Annotated in this window: 21 protein-coding genes and 1 tRNA gene; 12 read left to right on the forward strand and 10 right to left on the reverse strand. The window is 66.0% G+C overall.

Annotated elements, in window-relative coordinates; all coding sequences use genetic code 11:
- Nucleotides 1-57 precede the first annotated feature (57 nt).
- The 4 genes from BLT03_RS16420 (at nt 58) to BLT03_RS16435 (ending at nt 3,157) form a co-directional block, all read left to right on the forward strand.
- A complete protein-coding gene (locus BLT03_RS16420) occupies nt 58-1,050 on the forward strand; it encodes a DNA-directed RNA polymerase subunit alpha (protein ID WP_092744841.1) in 993 nt (330 codons plus the stop codon).
- Nucleotides 1,051-1,137: 87 nt separating this feature from the next.
- The gene (rplQ, locus tag BLT03_RS16425) at nt 1,138-1,536 is read left to right on the forward strand and encodes a 50S ribosomal protein L17 (protein ID WP_092744842.1); all 399 of its coding nucleotides are present in this window, start codon (nt 1,138-1,140) and stop codon (nt 1,534-1,536) included.
- A gap of 25 nt (nt 1,537-1,561) precedes the next feature.
- A tRNA-Met gene (locus BLT03_RS16430) sits at nt 1,562-1,638 on the forward strand.
- A 256-nt stretch (nt 1,639-1,894) separates the two neighbouring features.
- On the forward strand, nt 1,895-3,157 hold the full coding sequence (locus tag BLT03_RS16435; protein WP_092744843.1) for an Hsp70 family protein: 1,263 nt from the start codon (nt 1,895-1,897) through the stop codon (nt 3,155-3,157).
- 52 nt (nt 3,158-3,209) lie between these two features.
- Here BLT03_RS16435 and rsmI read toward each other — a convergent pair whose 3' ends face one another.
- Nucleotides 3,210-4,130 carry a 16S rRNA (cytidine(1402)-2'-O)-methyltransferase gene (rsmI, locus tag BLT03_RS16440; RefSeq protein WP_092744844.1) on the reverse strand — a complete coding sequence of 307 codons (921 nt, stop codon included), beginning with the start codon at nt 4,128-4,130 and terminating at the stop codon, nt 3,210-3,212.
- Here rsmI and BLT03_RS16445 point away from each other — a divergent pair.
- The 3 genes from BLT03_RS16445 (at nt 4,130) to BLT03_RS16455 (ending at nt 5,889) form a co-directional block, all read left to right on the forward strand.
- Nucleotides 4,130-4,516 (forward strand): YraN family protein, encoded by a 387-nt coding sequence (locus BLT03_RS16445; RefSeq protein ID WP_092744845.1) that lies wholly within the window; start codon nt 4,130-4,132, stop codon nt 4,514-4,516. The genes rsmI and BLT03_RS16445 overlap by 1 nt on opposite strands.
- A gap of 93 nt (nt 4,517-4,609) precedes the next feature.
- The gene (locus BLT03_RS16450; protein ID WP_092744846.1) at nt 4,610-5,206 is read left to right on the forward strand and encodes an SIS domain-containing protein; all 597 of its coding nucleotides are present in this window, start codon (nt 4,610-4,612) and stop codon (nt 5,204-5,206) included.
- Nucleotides 5,203-5,889, forward strand: a complete 687-nt coding sequence (locus tag BLT03_RS16455; protein ID WP_434802407.1) for a BON domain-containing protein — start codon at nt 5,203-5,205, stop codon at nt 5,887-5,889. The genes BLT03_RS16450 and BLT03_RS16455 overlap by 4 nt, the downstream gene beginning before the upstream one ends.
- Nucleotides 5,890-6,012: 123 nt before the next feature.
- Here the strand turns inward: BLT03_RS16455 and BLT03_RS16460 are convergent, their stop codons facing one another.
- The 4 genes from BLT03_RS16460 to BLT03_RS16475 all read right to left on the reverse strand — a co-directional run bounded on the left by BLT03_RS16460 (nt 6,013) and on the right by BLT03_RS16475 (nt 9,937).
- Nucleotides 6,013-6,942: an NAD(P)-dependent oxidoreductase gene (locus BLT03_RS16460; protein ID WP_092744848.1), complete on the reverse strand. Its 930-nt coding sequence runs from the start codon at nt 6,940-6,942 to the stop codon at nt 6,013-6,015.
- A 67-nt stretch (nt 6,943-7,009) separates the two neighbouring features.
- The gene (locus tag BLT03_RS16465) at nt 7,010-8,146 is read right to left on the reverse strand and encodes a PilT/PilU family type 4a pilus ATPase (RefSeq protein WP_092744849.1); all 1,137 of its coding nucleotides are present in this window, start codon (nt 8,144-8,146) and stop codon (nt 7,010-7,012) included.
- A 37-nt stretch (nt 8,147-8,183) separates the two neighbouring features.
- Entirely contained in the window at nt 8,184-8,819 is a 636-nt protein-coding gene (locus tag BLT03_RS16470; RefSeq protein ID WP_092744850.1) for a cyclic nucleotide-binding domain-containing protein, read from the reverse strand.
- 74 nt (nt 8,820-8,893) lie between these two features.
- On the reverse strand, nt 8,894-9,937 hold the full coding sequence (locus BLT03_RS16475) for a type IV pilus twitching motility protein PilT (RefSeq protein WP_092744851.1): 1,044 nt from the start codon (nt 9,935-9,937) through the stop codon (nt 8,894-8,896).
- 39 nt (nt 9,938-9,976) lie between these two features.
- Here BLT03_RS16475 and BLT03_RS16480 point away from each other — a divergent pair, with 39 nt between their 5' ends.
- Nucleotides 9,977-10,699, forward strand: coding sequence for a YggS family pyridoxal phosphate-dependent enzyme (locus BLT03_RS16480; protein WP_092744852.1), 723 nt, complete (start codon nt 9,977-9,979; stop codon nt 10,697-10,699).
- A gap of 214 nt (nt 10,700-10,913) precedes the next feature.
- Here BLT03_RS16480 and ltaE read toward each other — a convergent pair whose 3' ends face one another.
- Nucleotides 10,914-11,987, reverse strand: a complete 1,074-nt coding sequence (ltaE, locus tag BLT03_RS16485; protein WP_092744853.1) for a low-specificity L-threonine aldolase — start codon at nt 11,985-11,987, stop codon at nt 10,914-10,916.
- A gap of 243 nt (nt 11,988-12,230) precedes the next feature.
- Between ltaE and BLT03_RS16490 the strand changes: the two genes are divergently transcribed.
- Complete coding sequence (locus tag BLT03_RS16490; RefSeq protein ID WP_092744854.1) at nt 12,231-13,364, forward strand: aminotransferase class V-fold PLP-dependent enzyme; 1,134 nt, start codon at nt 12,231-12,233, stop codon at nt 13,362-13,364.
- A 39-nt stretch (nt 13,365-13,403) separates the two neighbouring features.
- On the forward strand, nt 13,404-14,711 hold the full coding sequence (locus tag BLT03_RS16495) for a DUF445 domain-containing protein (RefSeq protein ID WP_092744855.1): 1,308 nt from the start codon (nt 13,404-13,406) through the stop codon (nt 14,709-14,711).
- Nucleotides 14,712-14,762: 51 nt separating this feature from the next.
- On the opposite strand, the gene BLT03_RS16500 is transcribed toward BLT03_RS16495, so the two are convergent.
- The 3 genes from BLT03_RS16500 to BLT03_RS16510 form a co-directional block, all read right to left on the reverse strand.
- Nucleotides 14,763-15,182, reverse strand: coding sequence for a DNA-binding protein (locus BLT03_RS16500; protein WP_092744856.1), 420 nt, complete (start codon nt 15,180-15,182; stop codon nt 14,763-14,765).
- A 228-nt stretch (nt 15,183-15,410) separates the two neighbouring features.
- A complete protein-coding gene (locus tag BLT03_RS16505; RefSeq protein ID WP_092744856.1) occupies nt 15,411-15,830 on the reverse strand; it encodes a DNA-binding protein in 420 nt (139 codons plus the stop codon).
- Nucleotides 15,831-15,925: 95 nt separating this feature from the next.
- Nucleotides 15,926-16,354 carry a DNA-binding protein gene (locus tag BLT03_RS16510; RefSeq protein ID WP_092744857.1) on the reverse strand — a complete coding sequence of 143 codons (429 nt, stop codon included), beginning with the start codon at nt 16,352-16,354 and terminating at the stop codon, nt 15,926-15,928.
- A 140-nt stretch (nt 16,355-16,494) separates the two neighbouring features.
- Between BLT03_RS16510 and BLT03_RS24515 the strand changes: the two genes are divergently transcribed.
- Together BLT03_RS24515 and BLT03_RS24520 are read left to right on the forward strand one after the other, a co-directional pair.
- Nucleotides 16,495-17,268, forward strand: coding sequence for a hypothetical protein (locus BLT03_RS24515; RefSeq protein WP_092744858.1), 774 nt, complete (start codon nt 16,495-16,497; stop codon nt 17,266-17,268).
- A 29-nt stretch (nt 17,269-17,297) separates the two neighbouring features.
- A complete protein-coding gene (locus BLT03_RS24520) occupies nt 17,298-17,879 on the forward strand; it encodes a GYF domain-containing protein (RefSeq protein WP_092744859.1) in 582 nt (193 codons plus the stop codon).
- A gap of 57 nt (nt 17,880-17,936) precedes the next feature.
- Here the strand turns inward: BLT03_RS24520 and BLT03_RS16525 are convergent, their stop codons facing one another.
- A complete protein-coding gene (locus BLT03_RS16525) occupies nt 17,937-19,442 on the reverse strand; it encodes an FAD-linked oxidase C-terminal domain-containing protein (protein WP_092744860.1) in 1,506 nt (501 codons plus the stop codon).
- Nucleotides 19,443-19,450 lie beyond the last annotated feature (8 nt).

Genomic DNA, 19,450 nt, shown 5'->3' on the forward strand with positions numbered 1-19,450 from the left:
AGGCGCTTCACCAGCCTTACCGGTGTAACGAGCTGGGGGTATTGAGAGGAAGTCTGAATGCAAACCAATTTGCTGAAACCCAAGGCAATCAATGTCGAACAGCTTGGACACAATCGTGCCAAGGTGGCGTTGGAGCCGTTTGAGCGGGGCTACGGCCATACGCTTGGCAACGCCATTCGCCGTGTTCTGCTTTCGTCCATGGTGGGTTACGCAGCAACGGAAGTCACGATCGCAGGCGTGTTGCACGAGTACTCGTCGATTGATGGCGTGCAAGAGGACGTCGTCAATATTCTGTTGAATCTCAAGGGTGTGGTGTTCAAGCTCCACAACCGGGATGAAGTCACACTGAGTCTGCGCAAAGATGGCGAAGGCGTAGTGACTGCCCGCGACATCCAGACGCCACATGATGTGGAGATCGTCAATCCGGACCACGTTATTGCGCACCTGTCGCAAGGCGGCAAGCTGGACATGCAGATCAAGGTCGAAAAAGGTCGCGGCTATGTGCCAGGCAATCTCCGCCGTTATGCGGACGAGTCGACGAAATCCATCGGCCGTATCGTTTTGGATGCATCGTTTTCTCCTGTGAAGCGTGTGAGCTATACGGTTGAAAGCGCTCGCGTTGAGCAGCGTACCGATCTGGATAAGTTGGTGGTCGAAATCGAGACCAACGGTGCCATCACGGCGGAAGATGCAGTTCGCGCCTCGGCCAAGATCTTGGTTGAGCAATTGGCTGTGTTTGCGCAGTTGGAAGGTGGCGAGCTTGCCGCGTTCGATGCGCCAGCGGGGCCACGTGGTAATGCTACTTTTGATCCAATCTTGTTGCGTCCTGTGGACGAACTGGAATTGACGGTACGCTCTGCCAATTGCTTGAAGGCTGAGAACATCTATTACATCGGTGATCTGATCCAGCGGACGGAAAACGAGTTGCTAAAGACTCCGAACCTCGGTCGCAAGTCGCTCAACGAGATCAAGGAAGTTCTGGCGTCTCGCGGTCTGACTCTGGGAATGAAGCTTGAGAACTGGCCGCCAGCCGGCCTCGACAAGCGTTAAGTTATAATTTTCGGTTCCCTGGGGGAACAGTGCCTTGGGCAGTACCTGATACGGCTGCCCGATTTAATTACTCATAAGGAAAGCACCATGCGTCACGGACACGGACTTCGTAAACTCAATCGCACCAGCTCGCACCGTCTTGCGATGCTGCAGAACATGATGAACTCGCTCATCGAGCACGAGGCCATCAAGACCACTTTGCCCAAGGCCAAAGAACTGCGCCGTGTGGTGGAACCGATGATCACGTTGGCCAAGGAAGATACCCTGGCGAACCGCCGTCTGGCCTTCGATCGTTTGCGTGACCGCGATAGCGTTACCAAGCTCTTCAACGTGCTCGGCCCCCGTTTCAAGGCACGTCCAGGTGGTTACACCCGTATTCTGAAGATGGGCTTCCGCGTGGGCGACAACGCTCCTATGGCGTTTGTCGAGCTGGTGGAGCGTGCAGAAGAATCTGCAGAAACCGCAAATGTTTCCGCAGAAGCTTAAAAGTAGTTTATAATTCATCTCTTGCCGCGCGATGGAGCAGTCTGGTAGCTCGTTGGGCTCATAACCCAAAGGTCGGAGGTTCAAATCCTCCTCGCGCAACCAACATGGCGTTTACGCCGTCGAAAAAGCCCACTGAACAGTGGGCTTTTTTGTTTTTGCGGCGCGGGTTAATTGCTAGGTTCTTGCTGTTGTGGCGAATGTTCTGTCGTCAGGCATTTATTGAGTGAGTCCTTTGACTTTGACCCGCAGATCAGTCCATTGCTGAACAGGCCTCATCGGCTCATTGACCGCACATTTGTTCAATTCACGCTTGCTTTTCACCTGACACGGGTGACTGGATGCGTCCCTACTTCTGTACATGATGGCATCCTCCGCCGAGACCACTTTAGGCATTGATTTTGGTACGTCCAATTCTGCGATGGCGCTGCGGCGAGGCCGTGATGCTGTTGACCTGTTGCCGCTGGAAGGGGATGCGACCACATTGCCGACGGCTCTGTTCTTCAATGCAGAAGACCATCGAACCCATATCGGCCGAGATGCCATAGCCCAGTACCTTTCAGGAACAGAGGGCCGTTTGATGCGCTCTTTGAAAAGTTTGCTGGGCAGCGCATTGCTTCAGGACAAGACGGCTGTTCATCAGAGCATGGTGAGCTACCAGGACATCATTGCGTTGTTCTTGCGGACCTTGGCGGGGCAGGCCAGGCATGCGCTTGGTGCCATGCCTGACCGGGTCGTCCTGGGTCGGCCGGTGCATTTTGTGGATGGCGACGAGGCCCGCGATGCCCAAGCGGAAGATGCTTTGCGCCAAGCGGCCTTGGATGCCGGCTTCACCAACATCTCTTTTCAACTGGAACCCATCGCAGCAGCACTCGACCATGAGCAACGGATCACGCGTGAGTCGTTGGTGCTCGTGGTGGACATTGGCGGGGGAACTTCGGACTTCACCGTCGTGCGCCTGAGCCCGGAGCGTGCTCTAAACGCCGATCGAAGTTCGGACATTCTGGCGACGTCAGGGGTGCACCTCGGAGGCACCGACTTTGATCAAAGGCTGAGCCGAGCCCAGGTGATGCCTCTCCTGGGATTGCGGCACATCGGTCCGAGCGGACGCGAAGTGCCCAGCCGCGTGTTCTTCGATCTGTCGACGTGGCATTTGATTCAGTGGCTTTACAGCGCTAAAGCGTTGCGCGAGGCCCAAGCTTTGCGCAACGACTACGTGGATGTGAGGCTGCATGACCGCTTGATGGAGGTTCTCAACGAGCGCTGGGGCCACCGCCTGGCGAATGCGGTCGAGCAGGCGAAGATTGCCGTCTCTCAAAATGATGTGGCGGAGCCCATCGTGCTGAATTGGATCGAGTCGGATCTGCAAGCTTCTCTGTCTCCGGATGTGCTGGAGGTGCAGCTGGACGGACCGCTGCAGCAGATCGTGGATTGCGCCCGCGAATGCTTGGCCACTGCCGGGCTGAAGTCGAGTGGGGTGGATGCCATCTATCTCACGGGTGGTTCTTCCGCGCTGCGTCCACTGCGCGCAGCGCTGAAAAGCGCTTTTCCCGACGTGCCCCAAATCGAGGGAGATCTGTTCGGTGGTGTGGCCTCCGGATTGGCCTACACCGTTGGCGGATGAGAAACCGAAGGGTTTCGCTTTCGATTGACTGACGCTTTTTGGTCCATCAGCGCTAATTCGCCGAGTCGCTTTGTTCTTTCAACGCCAGCGCAGATTCGTACAGAGTATTGCGGGATGCGCCGGTGATCTCTGCTGCCAACTTCACAGCCGTTTTGAGCGGCAGTTCCTGCATCAGCAGTTTCAAGATCCGAAGGCTGTCGCCGTCATCCTGCTTGTTGGCCTGAGGGTGCAGCAGAACGACAAACTCGCCACGGCTTCGCTGTGGTCCTTCGGCCAGCCAAGCAGGCAGTGCATGCGCGGCAACGGTGGCGATTTCCTCGAACTGCTTTGTGATTTCACGGGCGAGAGTGACTGGGCGATCCCCGAGCACAGCGAGGGCCTGGGCCAATTCAGCGATGCGATGCGGTGCCTCCAGCAAAATGACGCAGCGGTTTTCTGCCGCCAGTTTCTGCACCGCCACAGAACGCTCCCCGCTTTTCGTCGGGAGAAATCCGGCAAACAAAAAGCCATCAACGTCGATGGATACCGCGCCTGCTGCGCTCAAAGCCGCGGTCACGCTGCTGGCGCCGGGCAGCGGCACGGCGCGCAATCCGGCTGCGTGCACGGCCGCCACGAGGCGGGCCCCAGGATCGCTCACGCCGGGCGTCCCCGCATCGCTGGCATAGGCCACGCGCTGCCCCGCTCGCAATCGCTCGATGACCGTTTGCGAAGCTTCAGCCTCGTTGTGCTGATGGACCGCCAGCAACTGGCTGCCGGCTTTCTCCACACCGTAGGCGCGCAGCAGCGATTGGGTGTGACGGGTGTCTTCGCAAGCTATCGTGTCCGCGAGCTGCAGCACATGCAGCGCCCGCAGCGTGATGTCGGCCAGGTTGCCGATGGGGGTCGCCACGATGTACAGGGCCCCTTGCGGATAATGCTGCGCAGCCGCCGCGTCGCGTGCGGCGTTCAGGGCTGATGCGAAAGAGGCGCTCAATGGGATTCCTTGGAAAAAAACCGGCGGCGGCCACGACGCTCGCGGTCGGCAATGCCGCCGAAGACCGTGCCCTGGCCCACTTGCAAGCCGCTGGACTGCGGCTGATCGAGCGCAATTATCGAACGCCGGGGCGTGGGGGCGGGGAGATCGACCTGATCGTCCGGGATCGCGACGGCACGCTGGTGTTCGTGGAGGTGCGCAGCCGGGGGAGCAAAGCCTTCGGCGGCGCGGGCGCCAGCATCGGACGGACCAAGCAGCAAAGGATCGTTTTCGCGGCGCGCAGCTACCTGATGCGTCTGCCGGCGCCGCCACCGTGCCGCTTCGATGCCGTCCTTGTCGAGGGCGATTCCGTGCAATGGTTGCGCGGCGCCTTCGACGCTCAGTAGTCAGCAATGGCGTCGATGAGGATGCAGTGTTTTACGCATGCCTTCAATGCTTGAGCGAAAGGACGACGACCCCGCAGTTATCATCGGCGCCTCATGCTCGAGCAACGCATCCAACAGCATTTCATCGACAGCGCCGACCTCAAATACCAGTCCGCGCAGACCCTGAGCCATCCCATCGCTTCCGCTGTGCAGGCCGTCCTGGCTTGCGTCACCAGCGGTGGCAAGGTACTCGCCTGCGGCAGCGGCCCGGCGGCGGCCCAGGCGCAGCAGTTCGCCGCGCTGTGCGTGGCCGGTTTCGAGCGCGAGCGCCCCGAACTGGCCGCCATGGCGCTGGCCCCCGACGCGATCTGGACCCCGGGTGGTCTCGACGGTCCCGACATCGACGGGCTGGCGCGCCAGATCCGCGCGCTGGGGCAGGCCGGCGATGTCCTGCTGGCATTGACCGAAACCGGCAACGATCTGCCGCTGCTGGCTGCTTGCGACGCGGCCCATGAGCGGGACATGACCGTGGTGGCGCTGACAGGGCGCAGCGGTGGCCGGCTGGCGGGCATGCTGCGCGAAACCGACGTCTTGATCGCCGTGCCCCATGACCGCGCGGCACGCGTGCGGGAGGTGCATTCGCTCATCCTGCACTGCCTGTGCGACGGCGTGGATGCCCAATTACTTGGTGAACAGGAGATACCACTATGACATTCCCGATGACGCGATTGACGCGCCTAACGCGCCTGACGTGCACTTTGCTGGCCCTCGGGGCCTTGAGCGCAGGCCTGTCCGCGTGCGCGCCGCTCGTGGTGGGGGGCGCTGCCGTCATGGGCAGCATGATGGCTTCGGACCGCCGCACGACCGGTATCCAGGTGGAAGATGAAGGCATCGAACTGCGCGCCGCCAACCGCATCCGCGATACGTTTGGAGACCGCGTTCACGTCAACGTCACCAGCTATAACCGCCAGGTGCTGCTCACTGGCGAAGTGCCCAGCGCGCAGGACAAGGAGAAGATCGAGCAGGCCGTTCTGGCGGTCGAGAACGTGCGCTCGGTCGTCAACGATCTGGGCGTGATGGCCTCCAGCTCGCTCACGCAGCGGTCCAACGACACACTCATCACCGGCAAGGTGCGCGCGAGTTTCGTCGATGCCAAGGACCTGTTCGCCAGTGCCTACAAAGTGGTCACCGAGCGCGAGACGGTGTACCTCATGGGCCGCGTCACGCAGCGCGAGGCGGACCGCGCCTCCGACATTGCCCGCGGTGTGAACGGTGTGCGCAAGGTGGTGCGCGTGTTCGAAATCATCACGCAGCAGGAACTGGAGCGGGGCTTTGCCCAGCAGCGGCCGGCACCGGTCACGACTGACGCATCGCCCGATAAGCCGGTCCGATAGACCTGACGAGGCACTGGGAACATGGGGCGCGCTCGGCGCGGCCCATGGTCTTCCAAGAGCCTTCCAGGACCCAGACGCCCCGAGGGCTGCCGCGCTGCTTCCTGACGGCTCCCCCGGCGCGCGTTAACCCGACTTCTTGCGGCCCAGGCGGGTGATCAGGCTGGAGGTGTCCCAGCGGCTGCCACCGTGCTGCTGCACGTCCGCATAGAACTGGTCCACCAGCGCGGTGACCGGCACCCGCGCGCCGTTGCGACGCGATTCGTCCAGCACCAGGCCCAGGTCTTTGCGCATCCAGTCGACCGCGAAGCCGAAATCGAAGCGGCCTTCGACCATCGTCTTGCCCCGGTTGTCCATTTGCCAGCTTTGTGCGGCGCCCTTGCCGATCACGTCCAGCACCAAAGGCATGTCCAGCCCGGCATGCTGGCCGAACGCAATGGCCTCCGACAGGCCCTGGACGATGCCGGCGATGCAGATCTGGTTGACCATCTTGGCCAGTTGGCCCGATCCGCTCTCGCCCACGCGCGTAAACGCCCGCGAGAACGCCAGCGCCGTGGGTTTGACGCTGTCGAAGGTGGCCGCATCGCCGCCGCACATCACCGTGAGCTGGCCGTTTTGCGCGCCTGCCTGGCCGCCCGACACGGGCGCATCGATGAACTGAAGGCCCAGCGTGCGCGCCGCGCCGTACAGCTCGCGCGCGACTTCCGCCGATGCCGTCGTGTGGTCGACGAACACCGCGCCGGGTTGCATGCCGGCGAATGCCCCGTCGGCCCCCAGCGTGACCGAGCGCAGATCGTCGTCGTTGCCCACGCAGCAAAAGACGATGTCCGCGCCCTGGGCGGCTTCGCGGGGCGTGGGTGCATGGCGTGGTGCTGACGTGCCAGCGAACTCTTCGCACCAGGCCGCCGATTTGGCGGCGGTGCGGTTGTAGACGGTCACGGCGTGGCCCGCGAGAGCGAGGTGGCCGGCCATGGGGTAGCCCATGACGCCCAGGCCGATGAAGGCGACCTTGCGGGCGGGGGCGGCGTCGTAGCTGCGGGGGTTCGTGCTGGGCATGGGACGTGTCTCCATTTCAGAAAAAAGAAAACCCGCCGGACCAGGGCGGGTGACGGGGCGGCAGGCGTCAGACGATGGCGAAGTGCTCGGTGCCCGAGGCCAGATCGGTGGTCTTGGCGCGCTGGCTGCCCAGCTTGATCTGCAGGCGCAGGTCGTTGAGCGAGTCGGCGTTGCGCAGCGCGTCTTCGTAGGTGATGACGTTGGCTTCGAACAGGTCGAACAGCGATTGGTCGAACGTCTGCATGCCGAGGTTGCGGCTCTTTTTCATGATCTCCTTGATCTCGGCTACCTCGCCCTTGAAGATCAGGTCGGCAATCAAAGGGGTGTTCAGCATCACTTCCACCGCGGCCGCGCGGCCCTTGCCATCCTGCTTGGGAATGAGGCGTTGCGAGATCATGCCGCGCAGGTTGAGCGACAGGTCCATGAGCAGTTGCGTGCGCCGCTCTTCGGGGAAGAAGTTGATGATGCGGTCCAGCGCCTGGTTGGCACTGTTGGCATGCAGCGTGGCCAGGCACAGGTGGCCGGTTTCAGCGAAGGCCACCGCATGTTCCATGGTTTCGCGGTCGCGGATTTCGCCCATCAGGATGACGTCCGGCGCCTGCCGCAGCGTGTTCTTGAGGGCGGCCTCCCAGCTGTCGGTATCGAGGCCGACTTCGCGCTGGGTGACGACGCAGTTCTTGTGCGGGTGCACGAACTCGATCGGGTCTTCCACCGTGATGATGTGGCCGAACGAATTCTCGTTGCGCCAGTCCACCATCGCAGCCAGCGTGGTCGATTTGCCCGAGCCCGTGGCGCCCACCAGGATGCACAGGCCCCGCTTGGTCATCGTGACTTCCTTGAGCACCTGCGGCACGCCCAGTCCGTCGATGGTGGGCAGCGTGAGCGGAATGGTCCGCAGCACCATGCCGACACGGCTTTGCTGGATGAAGGCGTTCACACGAAAGCGCCCGATGCCTGCGGGCGAGATGGCGAAGTTGCACTCCTTCGTGCGTTCGAAGTCGGCCACCTGCTTGTCGCTCATGATGGCGCGCGCCAGCGTCAGCGTGTGGGCCGGCGTCAGCGGCTGGGGCGACACCTTGGTCACCTTGCCGTCCACCTTGATCGCGGGCGGAAATTCGGCGGTGATGAACAGATCGCTGCCGCCGCGGCTCACCATGAGCTTGAGCAGGTCGTTGATGAATTTACTGGCCTGATCGCGTTCCATCAGCAAGCTCTCCCTGGGGTGGTTGCAGTGCGGTGCGTCATTTCTGGCTGTCGGACAGTCGTGCGCTCACCACGCGAAGGCGCAGCGAGAGCTTGCGCGCCAAAAGGGCCACCAGGCTGGCGGCGAGCTGCGGGTCCTTGGTCATCATGTCGTCCATGGCCTCTGCGCTGAGCACCGCGATCTCGCAGTCGGTCAGCGTGGTGCAGGCCGAGAAGCGGATACCGCTGTCCAGCAGCGACATTTCACCCAGGATATCCCCCGGGCGGGTTTCCGCCAAGCGCAGATGCTCGCCCCAGGGCTGCACGCGGTCCACGGCGATCGTGCCGGTGAGCAGCACCACCATGAAGTTGCCATATTCGTCCTGGCGGATCACGTCGCGGTTCGGCGCCACGGCGGCGAATTCGAAGAAGCGCTCCATGCGCTCCACAGCGTCCTTGTCCAGGTGCGCCATGTACTTGTCCTTGGCCCACAGCGCCTGCAGCAGCTTGCCGCCGCGGCTCGCGGCCATCCGCTTGGCGCCCACCTCGACGGCGCGGGCCTCCCAGGGCACCAGCATCGCGTCGTCCACGCCTTGTCCGGCGAAAGCGGTCGTGAAAAAGACGGAGTCGCCGCCTTCTTCCGCCGCTTTGCCGCCGCGGGTCTTGGCCTTCAACAGGCCGAGGATGCCTTTCATAGGGAATGCTCCGGTGTGCCGCCTGAAAAGGCCGCGAATCTCTGGGTGGGTGGGCGGAGTGCGCGCGCTGCGACTCAGCCCGGGAAGTTGTCGGGGATCTTCGCCTTGCCGCGCGCTTCCGCGGGGCTGATGACGTTGCGCCGCACGAGGTCGGTCAGGTTCTGGTCCAGGGTCTGCATGCCTGCGCTGCTGCTGGTCTGGATGGTGGAGTACATCTGCGCCACCTTGGCCTCGCGGATCAGGTTGCGGATGGCGCTGGTGCCCAGCATGATCTCGTGCGCCGCGACCCGGCCCTGGCCGTCCTTGGTCTTGCACAGCGTCTGCGAGATCACCGCCTGGAGCGATTCGGACAGCATGGCCCGGACCATTTCCTTTTCTTCGGCGGGGAACACGTCGATGATCCGGTCGATGGTCTTGGCGGCGCTCGAAGTGTGCAGCGTGCCGAACACCAGGTGGCCCGTTTCCGCGGCCGTCATGGCCAGGCGGATGGTTTCCAGGTCGCGCATTTCGCCCACCAGGATGGCGTCCGGATCTTCGCGCAGCGCCGACTTGAGAGCGGCCGCGAACGACAGCGTCATCGGTCCGACTTCGCGCTGGTTGATCAGGCACTTCTTGGATTCGTGCACGAATTCGATCGGGTCTTCCACCGTGAGGATGTGCCCGTATTCGCTTTCGTTCAGGAAGTTGACCATCGCCGCCAGCGTGGTCGATTTGCCCGAGCCGGTGGGGCCGGTGACCAGCACCAGGCCGCGCGGCTTGAGGGCCAGTTCGCCGAAGATCTTGGGCGCGTTGAGCTGCTCCAGGGTCAGGATCTTGCTGGGAATGGTCCGGAACACGGCGGCCGCGCCGCGGTTCTGGTTGAAGGCATTGACCCGAAAGCGCGCCAGGCCTTCGATCTCGAAGGAAAAGTCGACTTCCAGGAATTCTTCGTACGCCTTGCGCTGGGCGTCGCTCATGATGTCGTAGACCATGGCGTGCACGGTCTTGTGATCCAGCGCATCGACGTTGATGCGCCGCACATCGCCGTGGACCCGGATCATGGGTGGAAGGCCGGCCGACAGGTGCAGGTCGGAAGCCTTGTTCTTCACGCTGAAAGCCAGCAATTGGGTGATGTCCACGGAGTCCCTCGGTCGTTTGGTACGCTCAGAGGAATCATTATGACGACGATTGGTAACAACCTCCAACAGGTTCTTGGACGCATCGCGCAGGCCTGCGACGCAGCCGGGCGCGACCCTGCCAGCGTGCAGCTTCTGGCCGTTTCCAAGACCTTCGATGCCGACGCCGTGCGGCAGGCCGCCCACGCCGGGCACCGGGCTTTCGGCGAGAACTACATCCAGGAAGGCGTGGCGAAGATCGCCGCGCTGCAAGACGACGCGCCGCCGTGGGCACCGCCCCTGCAGTGGCATTGCATCGGCCCGGTGCAGAGCAACAAGACGCGGCAGGTGGCCGAGCACTTCGACTGGGTCCACACCGTGGACCGGGAAAAAACGGCACAGCGCCTGTCCGACCAGCGCCCCGCTGCGCTGGCACCGCTCGACATCTGCATTCAGGTCAACGTGGACGGCGGCGCGACCAAGGCAGGCGTGCCGCCCGGCGAAGCGCTGGCGCTGGCCCAGGCTGTTGCGCGCCTGCCACGGTTGCGCCTGCGGGGCCTCATGAGCATTCCGGATGTCGCCCCGGATTTCGCCGCCCAGCACGCGGTTCACTCGGCGGCGAAGGCGTTGTTCGATCAGATACGGCGCGAGGGCGGTGAGGGTTTCGAAGCGTTCGACACGCTCTCCCTGGGCATGACCGCCGACCTGGAGGCCGCCATCCACGCCGGCAGCACGCTGGTGCGCGTCGGCACCGGCATCTTCGGCGGGCGGCAGGTAGCGGCCTGAGCGGTCGAGGCCGGCAGGTGCCGCCCCCCGCGCGCCTGCTCTGTCCACCGCTGGCTGCTTGCTCGCCGGCCTGTGCCGCTTCCAGTGCAGCATTCGGCATTGGGCATGAAAAACGGCTCCAGCGCAGGTATCACTAGGGTGTGTTGCTATAAATTAAATAGCAAACCACTGCGCGATGCCCTGGCGGCACAGCAGACGCCAGGGGACCGAAGGATCAGGCCGGCTGTCCGGTGAACCGCCGCACGCAGTCCAGCGTGTTCGCCACGTCCTCGGGGCCCACGTTCAGGTGCGCCACCCAGCGTAAACGCGCGCCGCGGCCGTAGAGCCCGCTCGTCACGCGCACGCCGTGCTGCGCCAGCCAGGCGGTGAAGGCCGGGGCCACTTCGGCGTCGACGTCGGTGAAGAGGATGTTCGTGTGGGCGGAGGCCACCGTCAGGCGCCCTTGCAGCACGGGATGGCTGCGGCCGGCTTCGGCCAGGCCCTCGGCCAGTTGGCGGGCGAGGGCATGGTCGTCCGCCAGGCGGCGCACGTGGTGCTGCAGCGCGTGCAACCCGGCGGCTGCCAGGAAGCCGGCCTGGCGCATGCCGCCGCCCAGGATCTTGCGGGTGCGCCGCGCGTTGCGGATGAAGTCGTGCGAGCCCAGCAGCAGCGAGCCCACGGGCGCGCCCAGCCCCTTGCTCAGGCACAGCGACACCGAGTCGAAGTGCGAGCAGATCGCGCGGGCTTCGTCGTACACGTCGGTGCCGCTGTTCTCGGCGTAGGCCGTGGCGGCGTTGAACATGCGCGCGCCGTCCAGGTGCATCGCCAGGCCGCGCGAGCGGGCGAGTTCGGCCACTTCGCCCAGGTACCCGGCGGGCAGCGGCTGGCCGCCGGTGGTGTTTTCCAGCACCACGAGGCGGGTGCGGGCGAAATGCGGGTCGTCGGGCTTGATGGCGGCGGCGATGTCGGCCACCCGCAGCGTGCCGTCGTGCTGGGTTTCGACCGGCTGCGGCTGGATCGAGCCCAGCACGGCCATGCCGCCGGCTTCCCAGCGGTAGGTGTGCCAGCTCTGGCCCACGATGGCTTCGTCGCCGCGCTGGCAGTGGCCCATGAGCGCGATCAGGTTGGTCTGCGTGCCGGAGCAGGCGAACAGGGCGGCTTCGAAGCCGAGCAGTTGCGCCGCATGGTCCTGCAGCGCGTTCACGGTGGGGTCGTCGCCGAACACGTCGTCGCCAAGGGGGGCCTGGAACATGGCGTCGCGCATGGCCGGCGTGGGTTGGGTGACGGTGTCGCTGCGAAAGTCGGGCATCGGGGCTCCTGGTGGGGGCGGTGAAGTCAAAAAACGGGTCGGTCCGGCATCCTAGCGGCGTTGGGCGCGCTGCGTCCATTGCGTGGGCGGCCGGGGTGGCCGGCCTGCGGAAAGTGCGCGTGCTAAGCTGGCCCGCTCAGTTTTTTCGGCCTTTTATAGAGGCCCATGACGCCGTGTTTGCCGGCCGCGTGCGTGAAGGCGGCCCTCGGCGGCGCGCGGGCCCCGCCTTCACGGAGACACCCCATGCCCGGCCTTCTGCCCGATATCGATCCCGACGGTCTGCTCGAGTTTTCGGTGGTCTACACCGACCGCGCGCTCAATCACATGTCCCTGCGTTTCACCGGCGTGATGCAGGACATCCTGGCCACGCTCAAGAGCGTTTATCACGCCCACACGGCGGTGCTGGTGCCCGGAAGCGGCACTTTCGGCATGGAGGCCGTGGCGCGCCAGTTCGCCAACCGCGAGAAGGTGCTCATCGTGCGCAACGGCTGGTTCAGCTACCGCTGGAGCCAGATCTTCGATGCGGGCGGACTGGGCGGTGGCGCCGTGGTGTGCCAGGCCCGCCGCCAGGGAGAGGGCCCGCAGGCGCCCTGGGCGCCGTGCCCGGCCGATGAGGTGGCCGCCGCCATTCGCGCCGAATCGCCGAAGGTGGTGTTCGCGCCCCATGTCGAGACTGCCAGCGGCATCCTGCTGCCCGACGATTACCTGCGCACCCTGAGCGAGGCGGCGCACGCCGTGGGCGCGCTCTTCGTGCTCGACTGCGTGGCTTCGGGCGCGATGTGGGTGGACATGCAAGCCACGGGCGTGGACGTGCTGATCTCGGCGCCGCAAAAGGGCTGGAGCGGCTCGCCCTGCTGCGCCATGGTGATGCTCAGCGAGCGGGCGCGCCAGGCCATCGACGGCACCACGAGCAGCAGTTTCGCGTGCGACCTCAAGAAGTGGATGCAGATCGCCGAGGGCTACGAAAAAGGCCAGCACGCCTATCACACGACGCTGCCCACCGATGCGCTGGTGCAGTTGCGCGACGTGATGGCCGAAACGCGCGACTACGGCTTCGAGAAGGTGCGCGCCGAGCAGATCGCGCTGGGCGCCCGGGTGCGGGCGCTGCTGCAGTCGCGGGGCTTTCCGAGCGTGGCGGCCGAGGGCTACCAGGCCCCCGGCGTGGTGGTGAGCTACACGACCGACCCCGGCATCCAGAACGGCAAGAAGTTCATCGAGGCCGGCCTGCAGACCGCGGCCGGCGTGCCGCTGCAATGCGGCGAGGGCCCGGACTTCCAGACCTTCCGCATCGGCCTGTTCGGCCTGGAAAAGTGGCACAACGTGGACCGCACCGTGGGCCACCTGGAGGCCGCCCTGGACCGGGTCGCGCCACGCTAGCGGCCCTGTCCGACAGGCGTCTCGGGCTATCCTTGCACGATGGATAGCAACCACGAAGACCAGGCCCGCGCGCTGACACGGGCCAAGTGGCTGGCCACCGGCCTGTTGCTGGCGGTGGCCGCCGTGTTCGCCGCGACGTACGCGGTGCCCCGCAGCCTGGCCGTGGAATGCGTGCGCGCCGTGGCCGAGGCGGCCATGGTCGGCGCGCTGGCCGACTGGTTCGCCGTATCGGCGCTGTTTCGCCGCATTCCGCTGCCGTTCGTGCAGCGGCACACGGACATCATCGCGCGCAACAAAGTGCGCATCGGCGGCAACCTGGCCTCGTTCGTGCGCGACGAATTCCTGGATGCGCCCTCGCTCGTCACCATGATCCGCCGGCACGACCCGGCCCACCTGCTGGGCCAGTGGCTCACTTCGCCGGGCAACGCGCAGCTGCTGGCGCGGCAGATGTCGCGGCTGGCGCTGTCGGCGCTCGATACGGTGGAAGACGAGCGCATCCAGCGCTTCATGAACGACGCCGCGCGCACGCTCATCGGGCAGATCGACCTGTCCCGCACCATGGCCATGGCACTGGAGGCGCTGACCCACAACGGCCGCCACCAGGCGCTGCTGGACGACCTGCTCAACCGCCTGGCCGCGATGGTGCGCGAGCCGCAGACGCGCACCTTCATCGCCGAAACCATCGTGCAGTGGATCAAGCGCGAGCACCCGCTCAAGGAGAAGGTGCTGCCCACCGACTGGCTGAGCGACAAGGGCGCTAGCGCCATCGCCCAGGCCATCGAGAACCTGCTGGCCGAGGTGGCCGGCAACCCCGCGCACCAGTTGCGCGGCACGCTGGACGGCGCGGTCGAGCGGCTGGTGGAGCGTCTGCAGTCCGATCCCGAATGGGCCGAGCGCGGCATGGCGATCCGCAACTACCTGCAGAACGACGCGACGCTGGGGCGCTACGTGCAGACGCTGTGGACCAGCCTGCGCGAGCGCCTGCAGCGCGACCTGGCCGACGAAGAGTCGGAGGTTTCGCGCAAGGTGGCGGCGATGGGCCAGTGGCTGGGGCTGTCGCTGGCCGGCGATCCGGCGCTGCGGCTGCGGCTGAACGTGCGGCTGGAGCTGTGGGCGGCGCAGTGGGCGCCCGACCTGTCTCAGTTCGTGGCCGAGCACATCCGCAACACGGTGGACCGCTGGGACGCCAAGGAACTCGCGCGCTTGGTGGAGCTGCACATCGGCAGCGACCTGCAGTACATCCGCATCAACGGCACCGTGGTGGGCGGCTTCATCGGGCTGCTGCTGTTCGTGCTGTCGCACGCGGACGATCTGGCGCAGGGCCTGCGCACCTTGATGGCCGACTGAGGACGCCCTGCGCGCGGGGCGGCAGGACGAAGGCGTGCAAGGGTTGGGGCTTCAGCGCTTGCGCGGCGTCTGGTCCACGGCCTGCGCCTTGGCGATGGCCAGGATCACCTCGCGCGCCAGGCGGCGCTGCGGCACGGGCAGGCGCAGATAGGTTTCGAACAGTTCGCGGTCTTCGTAGCCCAGGCCCACGTGCCAGCGCGCGGCCTCTTCACGCGCCTGGGGCGTGCTGTCCGGCGTGCCGAAGGCCAGCTCCTGCACCGGCATGCGCAGCCATTCGGCGAGGGTGATGAGCTTGCGTGCATCGGGCATGGTTTCGCCGAGCAGCCAGCGGCGCACACCGTGCAGGGTCATGGGCTTGCCCCAGTGGCGGGTGTTGAACTCCCGTTCCAGAACCGAGGGCTTGGGTTCGTAGCCAGCGGCCACCATGGCTTGGCGTAATTTTTCTGCAAACAGTTGCTTGGGATCGTGCATGGGCGGCACGCTAGGGATGCCCGCCGGCCCCGGATTGACTCCGTTGTCGAGTTACGTCGGATCCGTGATTGCGGGTGAAGGCAATGTCAGGCCTCAATCGGCCGGCCCGTCCAGTGGCTCGGTGGGGTCGGCGCATGGGCTTTCGCGAGTCCGTGCTGCCGCACGCCGACGATCTGGCGCACGGCCTGCGACCCTGGTGGCCGACTGACGCCCTGCGCGGGTGTTGCTTCAGCGCTTTCGCGGCGTCTGATCCACGGCCTGCGCCTTGGCGATGGCCAGGATCACCTCGCGCGCCAGGCGGCGCTGTGGCACGGGCAGGCGCAGATAGGTTTCGAACAGTTCGCGGTCTTCGTAGCCCAGGCCCACGTGCCAGCGCGCGGCCTCTTCGCGCGCCTGGGGCGTGCTGTCCGGCGTGCCGAAGGCCAGTTCCTGCACCGGCATGCGCAGCCATTCGGCAAGGGTGATGAGTTTGCGTGCATCGGGCATGGTTTCGCCGAGCAGCCAGCGGCGCACGCCGTGCAGTGTCATGGGCTTGCCCCAGTGGCGGGTGTTGAACTCCCGTTCCAGCACCGAGGGCTTGGGCTCGTAGCCAGCGGCCACCATGGCTTGGCGTAATTTTTCTGCAAACAGTTGCTTGGGATCGTGCATGGCCGGCACGCTAGGGATGCCCACCGACCTCGGATTGACTCTGTCGTTGAGTTACGCAGGACCCGTGATTGCGGGTGAAGGCCGTGGCGGTGGGGTCAATCGGCCGGCCCGTCCGGCGGCTCGGCGGGGGCGGGCGCATGGGCTTTCGCGATGGCCAGGATGACGTCGCGCGCCAGTCGCCGCTTGGGCATGGGGAGCTTCAGGTAGGTGTCGAACAACTCGCGGTCTTCGTAGCCCAGCGCGACGTGCCAGCGGGCGGCCTCTTCGCGCACCTCGACGGCGTCGGACACGCCGAAGGCCAGTTCCTGCACCGGCATGCGCAGCCACTCGGCCAGGACGATGAGCTTGCGCGCATCGGGCATGGTCTCGCCCAGCAGCCAGCGGCGCACGCCGTGCAGGGTCATGGGCTTGCCCCAGTGCCGGGTGTTGAACTCCCGCTCCAGGACGGAAGGCTTGGGCGCGTAGCCCGCAGCTGTCATGGCTTCTCGTAATTTCTCGGCAAACCGCTGCTTGGGATCATTCATGGCGGCACCGTAGGCAGCAGAGATGACGAAGCATTGATTTTCAGCTAAAGTCACGCCGCAGAATTAATTAAAAATCAACTTTCCGAATTCGAGCGCAGCCCCTTGCCGGCCGCCGCTGCGAAGCTCGGCAGGGAGCGTGAATGCACAAGGGATGGATGGGGCTCGGCTGCGCCGTGGCGGCGCTGGTGGCGGGCTGCGGGGATGGTGCCGTGCGGCAGGTCAAGCACCTGGAGCGCGGCGATGTGCCGGGCCGGGCAGTGGGGGCGGCGCTCGACCAGCGTCAAGCCTGCGCCGCCGTGCAGTGGCGGTCGTTTCAGGACGCGCAGGGGCGCCGCCTCGTCGAATACGCGTGCGAACACCGGCAGGCCACGGCGCACTATGCGCGGCTCACCCGCGATGCGCTGGCGGCCCTGGTGCCGGGGCAGTCGCGCGAGCCGGGCGGGGCCGAGGTGGTGTACCTGCTGCACCAGCGCTCGGTGGATTTCCGCCGCGTGCGCGAGGTGACCGAATGGCGCATGGATGGGGCCGCGCCGGTGTGGATCGGCTCGCGGGTGGACACCGAATACGCCAGCCACACGGCGCGCGAATCGGTCTCGGCCGACTTCGTGTTCGGCGAGGCGGCGCACGACGGCCCGGCGCTGTCCGCCAACTACCAGCGCCTGCTGGAGCGCGCCTGGCGCGGCTACCGGCCGCTGCCGGCCTCTGGCGTGGTGCACCGCAAGCTGGCCGCCGCGCCGCCCGTGCTGGCAGTGCCCGGGGCAGGCGCAAACTCCTCGCCCCTCTGGCCGGCCCCACCGGGCGAATCGCTCCGGGCCGCACCGCCTTCCACGCAGGGGCGCCAGCCCCCTGGCGCTGCGCCTGCGCCCGCAGGCACTTCCGCCACGGTGCTGCGCCGCCTGGAGGGCGTGCGATGAGCGGGAGGGACGTGGACGTGGGGATTGACATGGACCTCCCATTGGCCGAAGGCCCCCGCTGGTATTACGAGACCCCGGGCCAGTGCCGGGGCCCCGTGCCGGACGACGAGATCGTGCGGTTGATCGGCCTGCAGCGCCTGCCGCCGGGCCAGCGCATCTGGCGGCCCGGCCTGCCGTGCTGGGTGCCGGTGGAGCATTCGGAATTCCGGGCCCATCTGGACCGCGATGCGCTGGAGGCGATGAGCGCCTGCGCTGCCGCCGCCGCCGCCGATGCCCGTGCGGACAACACGCTGGCGTGGCTGCTGGCCTGCGCCCCGGTCATGGGCGTGTCGCTGGAGGGGTTCGTCGCCTACCTGGTGTACCGCGACCCCTATGTGTCGCAGCGCGCGGTGCAGTCGGGCGCGTTCTTCTTTCTGACCGTGGCGTTCAACGTGCTGATCGCCTTCGTGGACGAACGCTGGCTGTGGCGCGCCGGGCACGACACCGCAGGCTTTCGCGGCTGGGTGTGGCTCGCGCCCGTGTACCTGTACCGGCGCGCCCGGCGGCTGGGCCAGAACCTGGGGCCGCTGGCGGCCTGGGTGGCCTGCCTGCTGGTGGTGCTGATGCTCTGAGGCCGACCGCTGCAGCGTGAGGCTGCCGGGGCCATGCCTGGCGGCCGAGCCGCCGCCCTAGAACCGCGGCAGGTCGGGGTGAGCGATCTGTCCGCCGCGCACCAGCATCTTTCCGTATTCGGCGCAGCGGTTGAGGGTCGGAATCACCTTGCCCGGGTTGAGCAGGCCGGCAGGGTCGAACGCGGCCTTGAGCGCGAACATCTGCGCGTTCTCTTCGGTGGTGAACTGCGTGCACATCGAGTTGAGCTTTTCCACCCCCACGCCGTGCTCGCCAGTCACCGTGCCGCCCATGGCCACGCTGGTTTCCAGAATGTCGGCGCCGAAGAGTTCGCAGCGGTGCAGCTGGTCGGGGTCGTTGGCATCGAACAGGATCAGCGGGTGCAGGTTGCCGTCGCCGGCATGGAACACGTTGGCGCAGCGCAGCGCGTATTTCTTTTCCATCTCCTGGATGGCGAGCAGGATGTCGGCCAGGCGCTTGCGTGGAATGGTCGAATCCATGCACATGTAGTCGGGGCTGATGCGCCCGCTGGCCGGAAAGGCGTTCTTGCGGCCGCTCCAAAAGCGCAGGCGCTCGGCCTCGTCCTGGCTCACCGTGATGGCCGTGGCGCCGGCGGCGCGCAGCACCTCGCTCATGCGGCCGATCTCCTCCTGCACCTCTTCGGGCGTGCCGTCCGACTCGCACAGCAGGATGGCTTCGGCGGTGAGGTCGTAGCCAGCGCAGACGAAATCCTCCACCGCGGCGGTCATGGGCTTGTCCATCATTTCCAGGCCCGCGGGGATGATGCCGGCCGCGATGATCGCCGCCACCGCATCGCCCGCGCGCCGCACGTCGTCGAAGCTGGCCATGATGCAGCGCGCCAGTTGCGGCTTGGGGATGAGGCGCACGGTCACTTCGGTGGCCACCGCCAGCATGCCCTCGCTGCCGATCACGGCGGCCAGCAGGTCGTAGCCGGGGGCGTCCAGCGCTTCGCTGCCGAAGGTGACGGGCTCGCCCTCCATCGTGAAGCCTTCGATGCGCAGCACGTTGTGCACCGTGAGGCCGTATTTCAGGCAGTGCACGCCGCCCGAGTTCTCGGCGATGTTGCCGCCGATGGTGCAGGCGATCTGGCTGCTCGGGTCGGGTGCGTAGTACAGCCCGTGGGGCGCCGCGGCCTCGCTGATGGCCAGGTTGCGCACGCCGCACTGCACGACCGCCGTGCGGGAGATTGGGTCCATGCGCAGGATGCGGTTGAACTTGGCCAGCGACAGCGTCACGCCCAGCGCATGCGGCATGGCCCCGCCGGACAGGCCCGTGCCCGCGCCGCGCGCCACCACCGGCACCGACAGCGCATGGCAGGCGCGCAGCACGGCCTGCACCTGTGCATAGGTTTCGGGCAGCGCCACGGCCAGCGGGCGCTGGCGGTAGGCGGTGAGCCCGTCGCATTCGTACGGTGTGGTGTCCTCGGCGTGCCAGAGCAGCGCGTGCGCGGGCAGCACGGCCTGCAGCGCAGGGATCAGGCGGGCCTTGATGGCCTGGATGGCCTGGGGCGTGAAAGGCGTATCGGGGGCGGTGGCAGGCGTCATGGTGTGCG

Origin of the sequence: Paracidovorax valerianellae (assembly GCF_900102625.1) — a bacterium.
Classification (GTDB): domain Bacteria; phylum Pseudomonadota; class Gammaproteobacteria; order Burkholderiales; family Burkholderiaceae_C; genus Paracidovorax; species Paracidovorax valerianellae.

Bases quoted from the DNA above. Each gene is read 5' to 3' on its own strand.
- BLT03_RS16445 (WP_092744845.1), top strand. From the start codon at position 4,130: ATGGGATTCCTTGGAAAAAAACCGGCGGCGGCCACGACGCTCGCGGTC.
- BLT03_RS16450 (WP_092744846.1), top strand. From the start codon at position 4,610: ATGCTCGAGCAACGCATCCAACAGCATTTCATCGACAGCGCCGACCTC.
- BLT03_RS16500 (WP_092744856.1), bottom strand. From the start codon at position 15,182: ATGCACGATCCCAAGCAACTGTTTGCAGAAAAATTACGCCAAGCCATG.
- BLT03_RS16460 (WP_092744848.1), bottom strand. From the start codon at position 6,942: ATGCCCAGCACGAACCCCCGCAGCTACGACGCCGCCCCCGCCCGCAAG.
- BLT03_RS24515 (WP_092744858.1), top strand. From the start codon at position 16,495: ATGCACAAGGGATGGATGGGGCTCGGCTGCGCCGTGGCGGCGCTGGTG.
- BLT03_RS16525 (WP_092744860.1), bottom strand. From the start codon at position 19,442: ATGACGCCTGCCACCGCCCCCGATACGCCTTTCACGCCCCAGGCCATC.
- BLT03_RS16495 (WP_092744855.1), top strand. From the start codon at position 13,404: ATGGATAGCAACCACGAAGACCAGGCCCGCGCGCTGACACGGGCCAAG.
- BLT03_RS16480 (WP_092744852.1), top strand. From the start codon at position 9,977: ATGACGACGATTGGTAACAACCTCCAACAGGTTCTTGGACGCATCGCG.
- BLT03_RS16455 (WP_434802407.1), top strand. From the start codon at position 5,203: ATGACATTCCCGATGACGCGATTGACGCGCCTAACGCGCCTGACGTGC.
- BLT03_RS24520 (WP_092744859.1), top strand. From the start codon at position 17,298: ATGGACCTCCCATTGGCCGAAGGCCCCCGCTGGTATTACGAGACCCCG.
- BLT03_RS16465 (WP_092744849.1), bottom strand. From the start codon at position 8,146: ATGGAACGCGATCAGGCCAGTAAATTCATCAACGACCTGCTCAAGCTC.
- BLT03_RS16510 (WP_092744857.1), bottom strand. From the start codon at position 16,354: ATGAATGATCCCAAGCAGCGGTTTGCCGAGAAATTACGAGAAGCCATG.
- ltaE (WP_092744853.1), bottom strand. From the start codon at position 11,987: ATGCCCGACTTTCGCAGCGACACCGTCACCCAACCCACGCCGGCCATG.
- BLT03_RS16505 (WP_092744856.1), bottom strand. From the start codon at position 15,830: ATGCACGATCCCAAGCAACTGTTTGCAGAAAAATTACGCCAAGCCATG.
- BLT03_RS16420 (WP_092744841.1), top strand. From the start codon at position 58: ATGCAAACCAATTTGCTGAAACCCAAGGCAATCAATGTCGAACAGCTT.
- rplQ (WP_092744842.1), top strand. From the start codon at position 1,138: ATGCGTCACGGACACGGACTTCGTAAACTCAATCGCACCAGCTCGCAC.
- BLT03_RS16470 (WP_092744850.1), bottom strand. From the start codon at position 8,819: ATGAAAGGCATCCTCGGCCTGTTGAAGGCCAAGACCCGCGGCGGCAAA.
- BLT03_RS16435 (WP_092744843.1), top strand. From the start codon at position 1,895: ATGATGGCATCCTCCGCCGAGACCACTTTAGGCATTGATTTTGGTACG.
- BLT03_RS16490 (WP_092744854.1), top strand. From the start codon at position 12,231: ATGCCCGGCCTTCTGCCCGATATCGATCCCGACGGTCTGCTCGAGTTT.